17 protein-coding genes, 1 tRNA gene and 1 riboswitch are annotated in these 18,540 nt (G+C 52.2%); of the genes, 3 read left to right on the forward strand and 15 right to left on the reverse strand.

The window, feature by feature from the left end; translation table 11 throughout:
• The first annotated feature begins 31 nt into the window (after positions 1-31).
• Complete coding sequence (gene rep, locus ACJJIN_RS16850) at positions 32-2,065, forward strand: DNA helicase Rep (RefSeq protein ID WP_444895490.1); 2,034 nt, start codon at positions 32-34, stop codon at positions 2,063-2,065.
• A gap of 57 nt (positions 2,066-2,122) precedes the next feature.
• Here rep and ACJJIN_RS16855 read toward each other — a convergent pair whose 3' ends face one another.
• Together ACJJIN_RS16855 and ACJJIN_RS16860 are read right to left on the reverse strand one after the other, a co-directional pair.
• Positions 2,123-4,651 carry a hypothetical protein gene (locus tag ACJJIN_RS16855; RefSeq protein WP_444895491.1) on the reverse strand — a complete coding sequence of 843 codons (2,529 nt, stop codon included), beginning with the start codon at positions 4,649-4,651 and terminating at the stop codon, positions 2,123-2,125.
• Between the two features lie 299 nt (positions 4,652-4,950).
• The gene (locus ACJJIN_RS16860) at positions 4,951-5,373 is read right to left on the reverse strand and encodes a c-type cytochrome (protein ID WP_444898270.1); all 423 of its coding nucleotides are present in this window, start codon (positions 5,371-5,373) and stop codon (positions 4,951-4,953) included.
• Between the two features lie 191 nt (positions 5,374-5,564).
• Between ACJJIN_RS16860 and ACJJIN_RS16865 the strand changes: the two genes are divergently transcribed.
• Positions 5,565-5,641, forward strand: a tRNA-Arg gene (locus tag ACJJIN_RS16865).
• A gap of 216 nt (positions 5,642-5,857) precedes the next feature.
• Here ACJJIN_RS16865 and moeA read toward each other — a convergent pair.
• Together moeA and narL are read right to left on the reverse strand one after the other, a co-directional pair.
• On the reverse strand, positions 5,858-7,099 hold the full coding sequence (moeA, locus tag ACJJIN_RS16870) for a molybdopterin molybdotransferase MoeA (RefSeq protein ID WP_444895492.1): 1,242 nt from the start codon (positions 7,097-7,099) through the stop codon (positions 5,858-5,860).
• A gap of 41 nt (positions 7,100-7,140) precedes the next feature.
• The gene (gene narL / locus ACJJIN_RS16875; protein ID WP_108731363.1) at positions 7,141-7,806 is read right to left on the reverse strand and encodes a two-component system response regulator NarL; all 666 of its coding nucleotides are present in this window, start codon (positions 7,804-7,806) and stop codon (positions 7,141-7,143) included.
• A 198-nt stretch (positions 7,807-8,004) separates the two neighbouring features.
• Between narL and ACJJIN_RS16880 the strand changes: the two genes are divergently transcribed.
• A complete protein-coding gene (locus tag ACJJIN_RS16880; protein ID WP_444895493.1) occupies positions 8,005-9,618 on the forward strand; it encodes an MFS transporter in 1,614 nt (537 codons plus the stop codon).
• 54 nt (positions 9,619-9,672) lie between these two features.
• On the opposite strand, the gene ACJJIN_RS16885 is transcribed toward ACJJIN_RS16880, so the two are convergent.
• The 11 genes from ACJJIN_RS16885 to ACJJIN_RS16935 form a co-directional block, all read right to left on the reverse strand.
• On the reverse strand, positions 9,673-10,875 hold the full coding sequence (locus ACJJIN_RS16885; protein WP_444895494.1) for a hypothetical protein: 1,203 nt from the start codon (positions 10,873-10,875) through the stop codon (positions 9,673-9,675).
• 100 nt (positions 10,876-10,975) lie between these two features.
• Complete coding sequence (locus tag ACJJIN_RS16890) at positions 10,976-12,094, reverse strand: ATP-binding cassette domain-containing protein (protein WP_444895495.1); 1,119 nt, start codon at positions 12,092-12,094, stop codon at positions 10,976-10,978.
• Complete coding sequence (gene modB, locus ACJJIN_RS16895; protein ID WP_444895496.1) at positions 12,094-12,816, reverse strand: molybdate ABC transporter permease subunit; 723 nt, start codon at positions 12,814-12,816, stop codon at positions 12,094-12,096. Before modB ends, ACJJIN_RS16890 begins: the two co-directional genes overlap by 1 nt.
• Positions 12,813-13,595, reverse strand: coding sequence for a molybdate ABC transporter substrate-binding protein (gene modA / locus ACJJIN_RS16900; protein WP_444895497.1), 783 nt, complete (start codon positions 13,593-13,595; stop codon positions 12,813-12,815). Before modA ends, modB begins: the two co-directional genes overlap by 4 nt.
• On the reverse strand, positions 13,580-14,059 hold the full coding sequence (gene moaE / locus ACJJIN_RS16905; protein WP_444898271.1) for a molybdopterin synthase catalytic subunit MoaE: 480 nt from the start codon (positions 14,057-14,059) through the stop codon (positions 13,580-13,582). Before moaE ends, modA begins: the two co-directional genes overlap by 16 nt.
• Positions 14,060-14,069: 10 nt before the next feature.
• Positions 14,070-14,315: a molybdopterin converting factor subunit 1 gene (moaD, locus tag ACJJIN_RS16910; RefSeq protein WP_444895498.1), complete on the reverse strand. Its 246-nt coding sequence runs from the start codon at positions 14,313-14,315 to the stop codon at positions 14,070-14,072.
• A gap of 21 nt (positions 14,316-14,336) precedes the next feature.
• Positions 14,337-14,828 (reverse strand): cyclic pyranopterin monophosphate synthase MoaC, encoded by a 492-nt coding sequence (gene moaC, locus ACJJIN_RS16915; protein ID WP_282930383.1) that lies wholly within the window; start codon positions 14,826-14,828, stop codon positions 14,337-14,339.
• A 3-nt stretch (positions 14,829-14,831) separates the two neighbouring features.
• Positions 14,832-15,374 carry a molybdenum cofactor biosynthesis protein B gene (moaB, locus tag ACJJIN_RS16920; RefSeq protein ID WP_444895499.1) on the reverse strand — a complete coding sequence of 181 codons (543 nt, stop codon included), beginning with the start codon at positions 15,372-15,374 and terminating at the stop codon, positions 14,832-14,834.
• Between the two features lie 2 nt (positions 15,375-15,376).
• Positions 15,377-15,976, reverse strand: coding sequence for a molybdenum cofactor guanylyltransferase (mobA, locus tag ACJJIN_RS16925; RefSeq protein ID WP_444895500.1), 600 nt, complete (start codon positions 15,974-15,976; stop codon positions 15,377-15,379).
• 4 nt (positions 15,977-15,980) lie between these two features.
• Positions 15,981-16,958, reverse strand: coding sequence for a GTP 3',8-cyclase MoaA (gene moaA / locus ACJJIN_RS16930; protein WP_413664021.1), 978 nt, complete (start codon positions 16,956-16,958; stop codon positions 15,981-15,983).
• Positions 16,947-17,097: riboswitch (molybdenum cofactor riboswitch) on the reverse strand. (Overlaps the previous gene by 12 nt.)
• Before the next feature lie 196 nt (positions 17,098-17,293).
• Positions 17,294-18,502: an alginate export family protein gene (locus ACJJIN_RS16935; RefSeq protein ID WP_444895501.1), complete on the reverse strand. Its 1,209-nt coding sequence runs from the start codon at positions 18,500-18,502 to the stop codon at positions 17,294-17,296.
• Positions 18,503-18,540: the final 38 nt, after the last annotated feature.

Below are 18,540 nucleotides of genomic sequence, written 5' to 3' on the forward strand. Positions count from 1 at the left end.
TTTTCCGCGACGCGAAGATGCAGCCCCATCTATGACCCAGCTCAATCCCCGCCAATCCGAAGCCGTGAAGTATGTCGATGGCCCCTGCCTGGTGCTGGCCGGTGCCGGCTCCGGCAAGACCAGCGTAATCACCCGCAAGATCGCCTACCTGATCGAGCAGTGTGGCTACGCCGCGCGCAATATCGCCGCCCTCACCTTCACCAACAAGGCGGCACGGGAGATGAAAGAGCGGGTCAGCAAACTGCTGGCAGGCCCGGATGGCAAGCGGTCCAAGGCGAGTCACGGTCTCACCGTATCCACCTTTCACAACCTTGGGCTTAATATCCTGCGTAAGGAATACCGCGCCGCCGGCTTTAAGCCCGGCTTCTCCATCTTCGATGCGGAAGACGCCCGCGCCCTGATCAAGGAGCTGATGCTCAGGGATGGCGACCTGGATACAGACCTGTTGGATCGGGTACAGAACCAGATCTCCAACTGGAAGAACGATATGCTCACCCCGCGCCGTGCCCTGGAGCAGGCACAGAGCCCCGGCGAGCAGGCCATCGCCATTGCCTACGATCGCTACTGTGAAGCCCTCAAGGCCTACAATGCCGTCGACTTCGACGACCTGATCCTGTTGCCGGTACAGCTGTTCGACAAAGACCCGGAGTTGCTGCAACGCTGGCGCAAGAAGATTCGCTACCTGCTGGTGGACGAATATCAGGACACCAACAACTCCCAGTACCTGCTGGTAAAGCTGCTTGTGGGCGGGCGCGGCGGCCTCACAGTGGTGGGAGACGATGATCAGTCTATCTACGCCTGGCGCGGCGCGCGCCCGGAGAACATGAGTGCGCTGAAGACCGACTTCCCCAACCTTCGCCTGATCAAACTGGAGCAGAACTATCGCTCCACCAGCCGCATCCTCAAAGTGGCCAACCACCTGATCGCCCACAATCCTCACGAATTCGACAAAGCATTATGGTCCGATCGCGGCCTGGGTGAGGAGATCCGCGTGCTCAAGGTGGCCAATGAAAATGAGGAAGCGGAGCGGGTCGCCAACGAGATATTTCTGCAGAAGAGCCGTCGCGGCTGCAAGTTTATGGATTTTGCAGTGCTCTATCGCGGCAACCACCAAGCGCGCCTGATCGAAATGAAATTGCAGGAGCACCAGGTTCCCTACCAGATGTCCGGCGGTACTTCCTTCTTCGCCCGCGCCGAAATCAAAGACGTGATGGCCTATCTGCGCCTGTTGGTAAACCCGGATGATGACAACGCATTCCTGCGCATTATCAATACCCCACGTCGCCAAATAGGTACCAGCAGCCTGGAAGCCCTGGGCAACTACGCCAAGGGCCGCGAGATTTCCATGTTCAAAGCCTGCTCGGAATTGGGCTTTAAGGAGCATATCAACGAGCAGGGCTACGAACGCCTGAATCGCTTTGCCCTGTGGCTCGAAGGGGTACAGCGCAACTGTCGCGATACCACTGCCAATGGCGCCCTGCGCGAGATGCTGGAAGATATCGACTACGCCGGCTGGCTATCGCAAAACGCCAGCAGCGAGAAAGTGGCCGAGAAGCGCATGGAGAATGTGTATTGGCTGTTGGAAAGCCTCAACAAAATTATGGAGGGCACCGACGACGAGCTGGAGCAGGATATTCGCCTGGAACAGGCCATCTCCAAACTGATCCTGCGGGATATGCTGGAGCGCCAGGAAGAAGAGGAAGCCACCGATAAGGTCAGCCTGATGACCCTACACGCCGCCAAGGGCCTGGAATTCCCCCACGTATTTATGATCGGTATGGAAGAGAACTTACTTCCCCACCGCAACAGTATTGAAGACGACAATATCGAAGAGGAGCGCCGCCTCACTTACGTAGGCATTACCCGCGCCCAGCGCACCCTTACCATGACCCTGGCGGGCAAGCGCAAACAGTTCGGCGAAACCCAGGACACCACACCCAGTCGCTTTATTGACGAATTGCCGGAAGAAGATGTGTTGTTGGAAGGATTTGGTAAGGCGACGCCGGAGCAGAATCAGGCGAAGGGAGAGGAAACTTTAGGATCTTTGTTGAGTATGTTTGATTGAGGCTGTACATATTGGTCAGGATATAACGGCGTATATCCTGACCTTAAGTCAATCAAATCAATACGAGATAGCGGTAGCCATATTACTCTCAGGATTAATTTCCAATATTGAGTTTGTATTCAAATCCAACCCAAATAGATATCCAGAATCTGGATCAAGCGCGATACTAGCCAGCTTATGTGAACTATTTAACGGGGTATGTTTTAGTGGGGCGGAAAAATCCACAGGGATAGATTTAAGCCCGTCTCCAGCATAACTATGAACGAATATTAATGTTTCTTCATCCGCACTCAATATCATGTCCACACTTCCCGTAAGCTCACTTGAATCACTAAAACGGGAGGTCATGACAATAGATCCAGTCTCAACATCTACAGTATACACTTCGCGTGAAATCGGCTGACTCCAAGAAGAATATCCTAATAAATAAAGGTATTGCCCATCCTTTGTCATAGCCATAGTTTCAATATTCACCCAGCTACCTGAACCGGTGAGTTGGCCAAGAGTATCTTTAAGATCAGTTTTCTCCCCTGTTTCCAGAGAAATAGAGGTTAGCCGCCCTAAATCTGAAATTACCCAAGCACGCTCATTAACCTGATCAATTTCCACCTCAACAGCATCAGTTAAAACTAGAGCGTCAGAGCTGTTATTGTCACTTATTAGAGTTCGGTTTCCCGATGGGATATCTACATGAATTAGGGAAAATTCGTCCCGATGCCCATCAAGAGCATAAAGCGACCCTGTGCCACCAAAAGCTAAATCATAAATAAAGGAAAAAGACGGACCAGTGCCTTTTTCAGGGCCAGTAATGACTGATCGCTCTCCAGACTGTGGGTCAACAGAAATAATTTTCCCCGCTGTATCTCTTTCTGCTGAAGAGGAAGTTAGGTATAGCTTTTTCTCCTCGCTACTATAAATGAGTGGTTCAAGTACAGATTCTGCAACTAGCTGAGGCCCTACACCCCGAAATGGTTCTGTCAATTGCTCAACTTCACCAGAGGTCAGATTAACCTCAAATATCTCATCAGAACTTTCGGTTGTTAATAAAAGATTAGTAGAATCTCCTTTCTCAACCACTTTTGCTTCACTCAAATTTAAATTGAAAGGCTCGAGAGAGTTAACACCAACGACTTTCGTTAAACTATTACTTAAAACTTCCCATTGATAAATTTCACCCTCTTCATATGTTGATCTAACAAAGTTTGATATACGGTAGGGCCTACCAATAAACACAAAGCTATCATCTAAGGGGCGATAAATTAAATCTTCGATAGATGCTATTGGAAAATCTACATGGCGCCCAAAACTAGTCAGTTCAACAACAGTACTATCTTGAATATTCAGAGAAAACAATGCAGCTCCAGATTCTCCACTAGAACTTTTATTAGTTGCAAACACCAACTGATCATTAGCCCACTGAAGAGCCGTCACTCGCTGAAAGCGATCACCATTCAAGAGGTCATCCTTGATAACAGAAACAGCATTTGTTGCCAGCTCCAATTTCCCTAGTGAATAATTCCCATCATCTTTTTTCAAGAAGTAAATGTTAGATTTGGAATTATCAAACACCAAGTCAAAAATTTCTTCCCCTAATTCTCCAGAATACAACTCAGACTGTTTTGACTCAGCTGAAAAATTATCTAACCTATAGATAGATCCATTGATATAGCCAACAACAAAATCATTCGCCTGATCGTAGACAAAACCCTCTAAGCTCTGAATCCAATCATCGACTTCAACTGAAATAAATGTTTTGCTTCCAAGGTTATACCTGCTCAGTGGGCTACCAAATAACAATTCTCCTCCGTTGGAGGAAGAATAAGCAAACCCTTTTCTTGGCAGACGCTCATAGCCTTTATTCGTATACACTTCAACGCCAGAAACTTCCTCTCGGTTCTGGTAAATATCAATAGCATCTACCTTTATCTGGGTAGAGCCATCTTCAACTAGAGGAATAGTGGCATGCCATTTTTTTGATTCACTGTCATAATCACTTTGAACTCCGTTAACTTCTATCCTTTCTATGCCATTATCATCTTCAGCCACACCACTGACTGTGAGCTCAGAATCAAATAAATAAACTCCATCTTTCACAGGAAAGTCTATACGCACAGATGGATTACTCAAATCCCCCTTAGTCGTGACATTGAATGTTGTCATGAAGTCACCAACATTAATATCAGAAGAAACTACGCCCCCCAGCTCAACATGAGATATAAGTCGAACTACAAGAGTTTGATTATTTTCTATATTACGAGATTCAGAGGAAAAATCTTGGCCATCGATAGAAAATTCCCCCTCAGATACTTCAACAAGAACCGCGGTATCAATTCCAGTAACTATTACTGGTAATGAAGTTATTAATGTTTCAGGAAGAGCATTTTCAATATCTAAAAAACTAATTTCATCCGGAGTACTATCTGAGCCACTCCCCCCTGAGCCACCGTTATTGGAGCCACCGCCACCATTGCTAGAGTTATTAACATCACTATCTGTACGAGAATCACCACCTCCACCGCCACCGCCACCACAGGCAGTCAAAAAAGATGAAAGAATAATAAATGAAAGAAGCTTCCCCAACTTCATGCTCAATATCCTTATGTTGTTATATACATCTGACTTACAAACAGACACGGATAATACAGAGTTTGCGCATCAGGGGGGATTAAATGTCGAATAACTGCTAATTACTAATTACCTACCAGCAAATTATCCAATTGTCATTTAAGACAGCTTTTTTTGGTAATACCTATAATTTCATTGGAAGGTACAAGTCGTACTTGAAAATTACAGAAAATGAGGCTGGTTAGACGAGGAGATATTTTGCTTAGCAGAAAACAAAAAAGGCCGCTCAATGAGCGGCCTTTTTCCAACAGAGAAACAGCTTACTTGCTGTTATCCACCATGTAATTCACAGCAGCTTTGATCTCGTCATCGCTACAGTCCATACACAGGCCTTTGGCCGGCATGGCATTGATACCATTGATGGCATTATTGTAGAGAGTATCCATGCCCTTGGCGATACGGGGTGCCCAAGCTGCGGCATCACCGAATTTTGGCGCACCTGCAACACCCATTGCGTGACAGGTCTGGCAGCTTGCGTTGTAGATATCCTGACCACTGCGAGCAGCGCCGCCGCTAGCACCTTCAGGTGCTGCCGCTACTGCCGCCGCACACTCTTTACCTTTCATGCAGGTTTCACCTGCCGGAGCAATTCGCTCTGCGATTTCTTCATTAACAGACTGCTGGGCCACTGCCGTAGCCGCACTGACGGCCAATGCCGCCACAATACCCAAAATACGCTTCATCATATTCCCCCAAAAGGACCGAAGTGAGTTGGCCCACAAACGTTCAAAATATCGTCGCAAACTCCTACGCCGCGCATTATAAGCACTGCATCGCCACCTGCCAAAGACTATATAAGCCAACAGAATGTCCTTTAACCCGCCCCCCAGCTTCTGTATAATCCGCCTCCCATTGGCACAGATAGCCAATTAAACCGCCCGTAGCTCAGCTGGATAGAGCGTCGCCCTCCGGAGGCGAAGGTCAGAGGTTCGAATCCTCTCGGGCGGGCCATATACAAAAAAGCCCGCTTATGCGGGCTTTTTTGTATATGGTTAACTCCCAGGGTTTTGTTCGAACTCAGGTTCGACTCGGAGGCAGCAAAGCTGCCGCAGAGCAGCGAGCCCAACGGGCGAAGCTAATCCTCATCGCCCTTACCCATTTCAATCAAATTAATTTGGATATAGCTTATACGAGCCCATAGCCAATACGAAAGCAGCTATAAAAAACCTACCCCAACGGCACCCTCAAAGGCTCAATCACCACCTGCTCCCCAGCCTCTACACTGCCACTCTCTCGCGCTAAAACAATAAAACAGTTAGCAGCAGCAAGACCGGAAAGAATATGGCTCCCCTGGGTACCAACCGGTTCTACTACCAATATCCCGTTTTTATCACTGCGATAAACGCCCCGCTGGAAATCGGTACGGCCCGGCTTTTTCTTCAACGGTTTTAACAGTTTTGCCTGTAAGGTCTGCGGGCCAGTCCACTGATCGCCTTTCATCACACTCAGGGCGGGCACGGCCAGCTGGTAGAAAGTTACCAGGGCGGAAACCGGGTTACCGGGTAAGCCAAAGAAAGGGGTTCCCTGTAGGAAACCGAAGGCAAAAGGTTTACCGGGCTTCATCGCCACTTTCCAGAAGCTGATCTCTCCCAGTTCTTCCAACACTTCACGGGTGTAATCCGCTTCGCCAACGGAAACTCCACCGGAGGTAATAATGGCATCGGCCTCTTGGGAAGCTCGCTGCAGGGCATTGGTGATGGCCTGCTTTTTATCGGGCAAAATACCCAAATCCAAAATTTCCAGATCCAACTGTTCCAGGGCGGATAACAGGGCAATGCGGTTGCTATCGTAGATATCGCCCTTACCCAGGGCTTCGCCAGGCTGGCGCAATTCATCGCCGGTGGAGAAAAGTGCGATTACCGGTTTGCGCACTACAGTCACTGTGCTCACACCGGCAGCAGCGAGCAGGGCAATATGTGGAACGCTGATGCGCTCTCCGGCCTTAAGCAGGCTAGCTCCTTCAGCCACGTCTTCACCGCAGCGGCGAACATGGTCGCCAGTGCGAACTTCGCAATTTATTCGTATCGACTCCCCCTGGGCATCGACATTTTCCTGCATCACTACCGTATCTGCACCGGCGGGTACTGCGGCTCCTGTCATGATGCGCACGCAGGTGCCGGGGTTCACCACACCGTCAAAAGGTGCACCGGCAAAAGATTTGCCGATCAGTTCCAGTGGCAAGCCACTGGCCAGGTCTTCAAAGCGCAGGGCGTAACCGTCCATTGCAGAATTGTCGCAAGGCGGTAGGTTTACTGTGGAGATAACATCCTCAGCCAATACTCGACCGGCGGCTTGTGCCAGGGGCAAAGTCTCAGTGCCACTGATTGGGCTCAGTGCCTCAAGAAGTTTTTCGCGGGCGCTTTCGATGGGCATCAGGCCCGGTTGGCTACAGCAGTCGATAGTGGGCATGGACAATATCTCTTACTTCATTCCTTTGCGGCTGGGACAAATTAGTGGCTGCGGTTTTGGGATTCCGGTCGCTTCTGATTAACCATCCACACAGCGGCTTCCACCCGGGAGCGCATGCCCAACTTTTTCAATAAGTGTTTAACGTGAACCTTTACAGTGGCATCACTGATATCCAATTCACGGGCGATTAACTTGTTACTGAGGCCATCGGCAATCAATTGCAAGATCTGGTACTCACGACTTGTGAGCGTCGACAGGGTATCCGCACCGGAATTGTCCGGCTTGCGCAGGGCGGAGGCGAGGATCTCGGTCAGGCGCTGGCTGATAGCGAGCTTGCCGTGTGTGGCCTGGATAACCTGATCGAGAATATCTTCCGGCTCCATATCCTTGAGCAGGTAGCCATCGGCACCGGCGCGAATACAGGAAACCACGTCCGCGTTGTTATCGGACACTGTCAGTATCACGATGCGTGAAGCTACATCGGCCGCGCGCATTGCCCTCAGGGTATCCAGCCCATCCATACCGCGCATATTCAGGTCCAACAGAATAAGGTCCGGCTCATGCTGTTTGGCCAGCTCCAACGCTTCCTCTCCGCTACTGGCCTCGGCTACTAACTCCAAGCTGGGCTCCATAGCAAACAATTGCTTGAGACCTTTACGAAACAGAGGATGGTCATCAACCATCATTACCGTGGCAGAAGAAGTCATGGGGTGTCCTGCTTCATTGCTGTAAGTTGTACTAATTCTGAACAGTGACTTTAACACAGGGCTCAGTGCCTGCGCTTACCCCCAAATGGGTAGCTATTACGCGCGGGGGCAAAGGGGTTACTTACTGTTGGTAATTGAGCAGGGATAAGCCCCGGCCCATAGTGGCCGGACGAATCATTTCGAGGAGGAGTGGCCGCCGTGTCTGACATCTACGAGTGGGCCCCAGAGGACAGCAAGTTCTGGCAGTCCAAGGGCAAAAAAATCGCAAACCGGAATTTGTGGATATCCATTCCCAGTTTGCTGTGCGGCTTCGCCGTGTGGCTCTACTGGGGCATTATTACCGTTCAAATGCTCAACCTTGGCTTCCCCATTGCCAAAGCCGATCTGTTTACCCTGATGGCAATTGCCGGCCTCACCGGCGCTACTCTTCGAATACCCAGTAGTTTCTTTATTCGATTGTTCGGTGGGCGCAACACCATTGTCTTTACCACGGCCCTATTGATGGTCCCTGCCCTAGGCACGGGTATCGCCTTGCAAAATCCTGAGACCCCATTGTGGGTATTCCAGTTGCTGGCTCTGCTGTCAGGTATTGGCGGTGGTAACTTCGCCTCTTCCATGTCCAATATCAGCTTCTTTTTCCCCAAGGAAAAACAAGGGTTGGCGCTTGGCCTGAATGCGGGCTTGGGTAACTTCGGTGTTACCACCATGCAGATCCTGGTACCGCTGTTTATGACCTTCGGTGCCTTCGGCGCTGCTGGCGGCGATCCCATGACCCTGGTGAGCAGCTCTGGCTCCCTGATTGGCAAAGTACCAGCCGGTTCTGAAGCGTGGATTCAAAATGCCGGTTTTGTATGGCTGCTGTTCCTGGTTCCACTGGCCTTTGTCGGCTGGTTCGGTATGAACAACCTGCGCACCGACGAAGTCACCCCGGATGTGGGCAGCTCTATCGGCGCGATGTTGAAGATGACCATGATGTTGGGAATCGGCCTCTTCACCGCAATCACAGGTCTGTGGCTGTTGCTTCCCGAAGCGGCCAACGGTTCAGGCTGGGGGGTGCCCAAGGAAATCGTTCTGGTACTGGTAATCGCCGCTACCGTGTTCGGCTTGAAGCTGCTGCCCGGTGAGATTAAAACCAGCTTGCAGCGTCAGTACCGTATCTTCAACAACAAGCACACCTGGGTGATGAGTGTCATTTACACCATGACCTTCGGCAGCTTTATCGGTTTCGCAGCGGCCTTCCCCCTGGCCATCAAGGTGATCTTCGGATATAGCCACGTGATGGTGGATGGGGTTATGACTCACGATACCATCAACAACAATGGCCCCAGCGCCCTGATGTACGCCTGGATGGGTCCGTTTATCGGCGCCCTGATTCGCCCGGTAGGTGGTTGGATCTCCGACCGTATCGGCGGAGCCTTGGTTACCCAAATCTGTGCTGCAATCATGGTGGGTAGTGCCCTAGGTGTGGCTTACTACATGAAGGCCGCCTACGGCTCAGCCACTCCGGAAGAGTTCTTCCTGCCCTTCTTCCTGCTGTTCCTGGTGCTGTTCGCCGCTACCGGTATCGGCAATGGCTCTACCTTCCGCACCATCGCCATGGTGTTTCCGAAAGAGCAGGCAGGCCCGGTATTGGGATGGACCTCAGCAGTTGCCGCCTACGGTGCCTTCTATATTCCCAAGGTCTTCGGCGAGCAGATCAAAGCCACCACCCCGGAATACGCTCTGGCAGGCATTGCTATCTTCTACGCGGTTTGCCTGGTGGTTAACTACTGGTTCTACCTGCGCAAGAACGGCGAATTCTACAATCCATAATTTGGTCTCACGGGCGGGAAACCGCAGTTGCGGGGAGGTTTAACCTCCCCTTTTTTATTTCACCTGAACCAATATCGGTGTTATATCCGAACCTTCAAGCAGGCTGGAAATCAGCTGTCTATCGGTGTCCCTGCGATAGTAGATCGTCACTTCATCCAAGTCTTCAACGGTTGGCATCGTCGGGCATAGATGCCTGGCAATAGCTATACACATCTGCTCATAAAAATCTAAATCGTGCAGCTTATCCAGATAGATATGGCCCCCTGCGATATCCTCAGCACTAATCGTATAGTTGTAACCTATGGGCGGCTGAAAATAGTAGGCCTGCACAGTAATAGATCCATCTGCATTTTCAGTGACTTCGTATTGGACAGGTCTACCGCAGATACTCTGTTGGTACCCAACAAGATCCTCCGCAACTGAGGCAAGACTGTCATCCGTCTCAATGGTGCTCTCAATTTCACTGTAGGCTTGATGGATAGCTTCAAAGCAGCTCAAGCAAGACATAACACCCGCTTCTTGCAGCTCTGGCAGCAGTTCTGTCGCCATATCTTCTAGCAATTGCACCAGCTTTTCTGCCGAGATAGCGTCGCGAAAATAGTAAGAGCCTTCTCTCTCAGTCGCCGACTGGAAGATTTTTAGCTTGCGCTCCGGGCAATAGAAATCGAGGTGGTAGAGAGGCTGTTCTGGATCGGAAGTGTAGTTATTCAGCTCTACCTTGCCCAAATACGGGATAAAGAAGGTAAAAGACCAGTACTCCGGGCAGTGAATAAATCGCCGGCAGTGCTCTTCGATATAACCGGGCAAATATTGAAGGTCGAAGAAATTGGCCAGATGATAGTTACCATCACCCTGGTATTCCGCTATGGAGTCATAGTTATAAAACGGGTGCTCGCCGTGGAAATCTATCTTAACTCTCTGCCCACTGGCTGCGCGGCAAGCCAGATGAAAGTACAAGGCATCATCTTTGTAAGTAGATTGAATAACGATAGCGTCGCCCTTTCGGCGAAGCTGATAACGGAAAGCATCGATCCGGTAGGGCTCACAATCCTCAAGTAGCTCGGCAATTTCCAGCTCACCCGATTCCAGGCGGTTTACTCGATAGTTGTGCCCGCCTTCTTCTATGCAGCGAGTAAGTACTGGGTGTAGATCCTCAATGGTCACAGCTTTCGCTACAGGTAAGCCCTCGACCTGTGCTTTTTCCCGGTAAAACTTATCGCCCTCGTTAAAGAGGGAAATTCCCAACACAACGCCCATAGGAGCACCACTAAGTTAGCAGATGTTCAAACTTAGCAAAAAAATTGCTGGGGTTTTAGGGATTGAAGAAATGCACTTTCAGAAATTGCCCTGGAACTACTTACAAACCGGCAAGACTACCGGCCTTAAACTGGGCAAAGTAGGTAGTGCCTTCACGCAATTCTAGGCGCTCGCAGGAGAGACGGGAAATATCTGCGTAGAACACCTGATCAGCAGCGGCTAACTGTAAACGAATGCGGCCATCGGTAAGGTTCTGCTTAGCAACTAAAGTTACCGGCAGGCAATTGAGGATACTGGACAGGCCCGGCTTCTCTACACTGAGGCTGATATCTCCAGCTTCCAGCAGAAAAGCGACGGTATCGCCTTTGCGATAATGGCCTGCCACCCTATCTGCAAAGATGGAAATCCCACCTAAATCCAAAGTGAGCAGACCATCGTTTAGGGATTCCACTCGCGCTTCAATCCGGCTGCGACAACTATCCCCTACGCCGTGGCTATCCAGACGCTGGGCAACTTCAAGTAAAGGAAGTGGTGCGGACAAATTGGCAGAATCCATCCATAAACAACGCTGGGCCAGCAGCTGGATTTCATCAAAGTCGTGACTGGTCCAGATTACCAGCGCCGGATATCGAGCCCAGAAATCCCGTAGGGTCGGCAATAGGCGCCGCAGTACCTGGGCGCGGTCAACCGCTGATAGTGGCTCATCAAATAAATGCAGCGGCGCGTTGTTATAAAGCTGGCGCAATACAGCCACTCGCTGGGCCTCTCCACCAGAGAGTAACTCCACCGGCTGATGGAGTAGCGGTTCAATACCAAAAGCCTTTAGCAGACGACCACACTCTTCCTCGGGCAGTGGCCTACGGCTGTAACGGCGGGCCAGTGCCAGGTTATCTGCCACCGACTGGCCGGCAAACAAGCGGCTATCTTGAAAGCCCAAAGAAAGCGTTCTTTTGTGGGTAGCCAGGGCGCGGCGTCCGCGCTGCCAAACCGTATTGGCAAAAGTGATATTGCCACGGCAATGGCGTTGGCCAGCCAAAGCAGCCAGTAATGTGCTCTTGCCGCTGCCGGAAGGACCGGTAAGGCCAAAAATCCCAGAGGCAGGCAGCTCTAATTGCCAGGGAGTCGCAGCGTTAAGCGAAGTCACCAGCCCTGCAACACTCAGCCCGGTGGAATCAGAAGTGGTAGACGCAGTACCGAATAGGGGTAAGGTGATTTCCATTAACCCAGCACCCCCATTACCGGTTTAGCGCGCTCGTTGTTTGATCCACGCGGAGCCAATCTATGTCCCAGCCAACGGGCAGCGAGTAGCAGTACGGTAGTAATTCCCATCAACATCAAAGCCAGCCGGTGCGCCGCACCGTATTCCATCGCCTCCACATGTTGATAAAGGGCAATAGAAACTACCTGGGTCTCACCGGGAATAGCGCCACCAATCATCAGCACTACCCCAAACTCACCCAGGGTATGGGCAAAAGTTAAAGCGCAGGCACCCACAATAGCAGCGCGACTCGCCGGCAAAAGAACTTTTAATAGTGCCGCCCAGGGCGGTATACCCAGCGCTGCGGCAGCCTGGGTCAGGCGCTGACCATTGGCATTAAACGCGGCCAACAGCGGCTGCACCATAAACGGCAGGGAATAAATTACTGACGCAAATACAAGGCCGGTAAAGGAAAACACCAAAGGGCCATCAAAAATGTGTGACAGCCACTGCCCGGGCGCATAGTTGGGGGAAAATAAAAGCAGTAAATAAAAACCCAGCACCGTGGGTGGCAGTACCAGCGGCAGGGTAATTAATACCTCGATACCGTGGCGCCAGCGGCTCTGCCATTGGCTCAATTTCCAGGCCAGGGGCACGCCGATAATAAACAGGAGTAAGGTGGTTAAGCCGGCCAATTTTAAAGTTAGCCACAGGGCCTGCCAGTCGGCAGCGGCGATACTCATAAGCCACTCCCTCCATCTCTACTTTGATATTGAGTCGGTAAAACACCGTAACCCAAGTGGTATAACTGCGCCTGCACTTCCCCTGAACGCAAATAGTTAGCGAGGGATTGTGCCTCTTTAGGCCGGCGACTCTGGGTGGGAATCAGCAGCTGCTGTTCAATGGGTTTGTACAAATGCTGCGGCAGCAACCAGTAGTTATCGCGGCTAGCTGCTTGCATCTGGCTGGCGGCGACAAAACCCAACCGGGCATTGCCAGAATCCAGCATTAAATAGGCTTGGCCGGCATTGTGGGCCCGGGCTAATTGAGTTTGTTTTTTCTTCCACAAATCCAGGCTTTGCAGCGCTTGCCGGGCGGCACTGCCGAAGGGTGCTACTTTCGGATCGGCTAATACAATTTTATCGGGCCAGGTTTGCAGTAACTGCTCTATATTCGATTCCGATTTTGGGTGCCATAGAGCCAATAAACCCAGGGCGTAAGTCTGGCGACTGTTGCCCAGTGCCCCGCCCTGCTTTTCCAACAGTTCGGGGCGCTCGCGATCGGCAGACAGGAATAAATCGAAGGGCGCGCGGTGCGCTATTTGTTGGTAGAGCACCCCTGAGCTGCCGCTACTGATTTGCACCACACAGGCATGGCGACGCTCAAATTCCGGCAGTACCTCTTCCAGTGCCGGGCGGAAGCTGGCCGCTACCGCCACCCGCAAGGTGCAGTTATCCGCATTAACCGGTAGCGCGATGGCCACCAGTAAAGCGGATAGCAGCAGGCTCAGCCGGCGGACCACTTTTCCATCTCCGCAACATCACTGGCCCGGGCTTCGACCCAGCGCTCTGAAGGCTTACCGGACTCATCCGCTACCGCTTCGCGCTTCCAGAAAGGCGCCTCAGTTTTGAGGCGATCCATGATGTATTGGCAGGCGGCAAAGGCGGCCTGACGGTGGGGGCTGGTAACGCCGACAAAAACAATCTCATCGTTGATCTGCATGGGGCCAACCCGGTGGACAATAGTCACACGCCCCAGGGACCAGCGATCGCGGGCATCATTGATAATCCGTTGCAGGCTCTTTTCGGTCATGCCCGGATAGTGTTCCAGGGCCAGGCCGCAGACATCACTGCCCGCATTGAAGTCCCGCACCGAACCCACAAACAGGGCGCAAGCACCATCGCCACTGTTGCCTTGCAGTGCGGTATATTCAGCCGCTACGTCGAGGGGCGTTTCACAGACTTCGATACGATCAACAGCTGTCATATTGGCACCACTAACCGCCGGTAACCGGCGGGAAAAATGCAACTTCATCCCCAGCCTTCACCTGGGCTCCGGTTTCTGCCAGCTCCTGGTTCAGGGCCATACGGACATCGTCTCTTTGCAGATGTGAGCTCCAATCCGGGTGCTGTTCACATAGGGTATTGCGCAACTCGCTCAGACTGCCGGAAAAGTCCTCCAGGGTAGTCTCGCCCATGCCCAATTGCTGGCGCAGACGCGCGAAAAACAGAACCTTTACCATCGCTTTACACCTCTGAAATTTTTACGCCTTGTCCGCAGCATCGCCGCGCCAGTGGCCGCGCTTACCGCCGGTTTTTTGCAGCAGGCGGGTCGGGCCGATTTCCATCGCCGGGTCCACGGCTTTACACATATCGTAAATAGTCAGCGCCGCTACCGAAGCTGCGGTTAACGCTTCCATCTCTACTCCGGTGCGCCCGGCCAGGCGGCAGAAAGCGGTGATATGCACACTGTGCTTTTCCGGCTGTAATTCGAAATCCACCGCTACTTTGGTCAACGCCAGCGGATGGCACAGGGGAATTAAATCCGAGGTTTTCTTGGCGGCCTGGATGCCGGCGATACGAGCTACAGAAAGCACATCGCCTTTTTTGTGTGCCCCTTGACTCAGCAGTGCAAAAGCCTCTGCACTCATACTGATACTACTCTCGGCCAGGGCACTGCGGTCAGTGATGTCTTTCTCGGTAACATCCACCATGCTGGCTTCGCCGCGCTGGTTTAAGTGGGTTAACTGGCTCACAAATTACCCCCGGCTCTCGCAGGGTGCGCTGGCAAAGCGCACATGGGGGATAAAGTTGCAGGGCTTGTGGCGGGCATCCAACTGCTCCAGCAATATGCCTTCCCAAGCTGTGCGACAGGCTCCGGTGGAACCGGGCATACAGCATATCAGTGTGCGGTTAGCGAGGCCGGCGAGCGCGCGGGATTGCACGGTGGAGCTACCGATATCCCCCAGAGAAATATGGCGGAACAGCTCGCCAAAGCCGTCGACGGTTTTATCGAACAACGGGCTCAGGGCCTCCGGCGTGGAGTCGCGATCGGTAAAACCAGTACCGCCGGTCACCAAGACCACCTGTACTTTGGGATCGGCAATCCAGGCGGAGACCACCGCGCGCATCTGGTAAACATCGTCCGGCGTAATACACTTATCCGCGAGCTGATGGCCGGCAGTTTTAAGGGCTTCCACCAGGTACTGGCCAGAGGTATCAGTCTGCTCGTTGCGGGTATCGGATACGGTAAGTACCGCGATATTGAGCGGTACAAATTCTTTGCTAGCGTGTGCGGACATAATCAGTGGTCTCTCAAAAAACTGTTTTCTGGAGTTTTATCCGGCGTACTCAAGCCGAGATAATCTGCCGGCGTATTGATATTGCGATGCCAATCGCCAGCACTTTTTATGGGTATGGATTTGGCCCCCAGGTGACGCAGCAGTGCGCCGACAGAATTGCGCGCACTGCCTTCGACGGCACGGCGCAAATAATCAAGGCAATCGCCATTTAAAGGCAGCCACAGGGGAAAAAAGAATTTTTCAAAATAACAGGGCCGGCCACTTGCCTGCCCCTCTGCCAATAACTCTGCGAGGTGCTCCCGCCCAAGCAAGGGCATATCGACCGGAATCACCAGGGCCGCATCGGCACCGGTTGTCAGGGCTACCGAATAAAGGCCGCCCAGAGGGCCCCGCTCTGGCACCAGGTCTTCAATCGCTCCGGGGCGAGCGCCGCTGGTGACGACTTTTTCCAGCGGAAGCCCACTCAGCAATGCCTCGGCATGCTGCAAAAAATTGCCCCGTTGGGGGTGGGCCAGCAGGGCCTTGTCGCGGCCCATCCGGCTGGAGCGGCCGCCGGCCAGCACCACGCCGATTGTCGATTTACTAACAAAAGCCCTGGCCATAACCCTAGCCCCCCAGCATCGCCAGGTTGCGGGTAGCGCCGGTAAAACCTTCGTGCAGCTGGTGGCCTGCGGTCTTATCCACAATCAACTCGCGGATATGAGCTGCCAGCGCCTCGCTATCGCCATCGGCAATGATTTCGCGCATATCAAAGCCCTGGTCGGCGAACAAGCACAGGTGCAACTTGCCCTGGGCCGATACCCGCAGGCGATTGCAGCTTGCACAGAAATCTTTGCCGTAAGGGGTAATCAGGCCGATACGACCGGCGTAATCCGGGTGGAAATACTCCCGCGCCGGGCCGGCATCGCGGGTGCGAATAACCTGCTCCCAGCCTTCCCGAAGCAACAGGGTTTCTATATCGCCGCCGGAGACATGGTTGCTGGCGAAGAACTCGCGGTTATCGCCGGTACGCATTAATTCAATAAAACGCAGGGTCACCGGAGTCTCGCGAACCCAGGCGAGGAAGTTATCCAACTCGGCCAGGTTGTACTGGCGCATCAGCACTGCGTTGACCTTGGTATCGATACCCAAGGCCAGGGCGCGATCCAGGCCTGCTAAGGCTTTATCCAGGCGATTGTGGCCGGTGATATGGTGGAATTGAGCCGGGTCGAGGCTGTCGATACTGACATTCACCTGATCCAAGCCCGCGCGGTGCCAGTCGTCTATCTGACTGGGCAGGCGGTAACCATTGGTGGTGATGGCTAAGCGGCGAATCTTATCGCTAGCGCGCACGGCTTCGAGCAGCGGCACCAGGTCTTTGCGCAGGGAGGGCTCTCCGCCAGTAAGGCGTACCTTTTCCGTACCCAGTGAAGCGAAAGCGCGCACTAATGTGCCCACCTCAGCGACTGAGAGAGGATTTTCCCCTTCCAGGGAACGTCCGCAACCGATGCCCTCGGGCAGGCAGTAGTTGCAGCGGTAGTTGCAGATGTCCGTCACGGACAGGCGCAGGTAGTAAAACCTACGGCCAAAATTGTCTTGTAACATTAAACGCCTTTCCAATTTCGGGAGGCCGCGCAGTTTCCCGCTAGACCCTGGTGGCCGGTACGGCCACGGTCCCGGCACCTTGCAACGTCAATAAAAAACGACGCGGTTTAGGTAGCGGGACTCGGTGTTTAAACTGATGTCAGTGTATCAAGCTGGTTAATTTATGCTTGGGGCAAAGGTGGTACTCCCTTGGTGCTCGAACTGATGCTCCTTGGGGAGACATCAAAACGTGGAGCTTTAGTCGATTAAAATTTATAAATTATAAAAACAGGTTCAAGGTGCGGGGAAAACCCCGGCCGAAGCCGGGGGCCTCGCTAAGGAGTTCTTTCAGCCGCTTAGAAATTAGCGGTTACCATGATCCAAAGCTTGTCGGTGTCAGTGCTGTACTCATCAGCACGATAAGTTGCGTACTTAACGAGTGCAGAAATGTCGTCGGTAATTTTGTGCCCGTAGCTCAGGTTCCATTCGTCACCATAACTAACGGAGCCCTCGGCCGCTTCAAAATTGTGATAGGTCAAACCCAGCTTGCCGCCGGCCACTTTCATAGAACCGCCAACATACAGATCTTCAATACCGTCACCGGGGGTTCCCAGGAATTTATCAGTGAAACCCTGGAACTTGTGCAAGGTTGCCAGCGGGGTTTTAAAACCAACGTCATTGTCGGAACCCAAAACTTCATAACCGAGTTTAGCCGCAACAGGACCCAGATCAGCGCCAAGCTCTGCCAGGTAATAATTAGCACTATAGTCATACTGGTTGTCACCAATATCTGACTGGTGCGCATAACTCAGGTTGGCTTTTACCGGACCAAATTTACCTTTGTAATCTACCCCATAAGTGCGGCTGGCATTATCGGTGAGATCTTCCAGATCCAGATTGTAAACAAAAGCGCTGATTTTATGGTTTTCAGCTACTGGATAAATCGCGTGTAGCAGTTGGATATCGCCGCCCATATCGGAACCAGCACTGTCTTCACCGAAAATACGATTAACGTTGTAGACGTAGCTGTAATCCAGCTGGAAGCTATCGGCACTGCCGTACTGATAACGAACACCATCGTAGGTCTGCTCGTTTTGTCTCCAGCCAACACCGCCGACAAATCGCTGCCCGTCCAGGTTAATGCGCTGGCGACCGGCGGTAATTATGGAATTCCCACCGCTGTAGCGAATGTAGGCCTGGTTAATTTCAGTTCCTTCCGGATCAGCCACTACCGGGTATTCGCCTTCACCATTAACGGTGGAGTTGTAGCTGTCATTGCCTACCGCCGTAACATCATCCATTTCCAGGAAGCTGGTAAAGCCACGGTAGCTGCCACTGCGCCAGTTGAGGCGGGTTCTTAAAGTGGATGCAACTGCTTCATCATCAATACCATCCTGATCAACAGTCTCTACTCGGTAACGCAGATTCAATCCGACTTCACCGGATTTCAACGCATCCACCAGAGTGGCATTTTCACTTTCCTGCGCAGCGGCCTGCAATGCAACAGTGCTGCATGCCCCCAACAGTAAGGCACCGAGAATTTTTGGGAATTTGGAAACGGTCATGACGCTTTTCCTTTGCAACAACGGAGTGAACAGTGACA

The organism is Microbulbifer maximicatervae (SeqCode) (assembly GCF_052467505.1).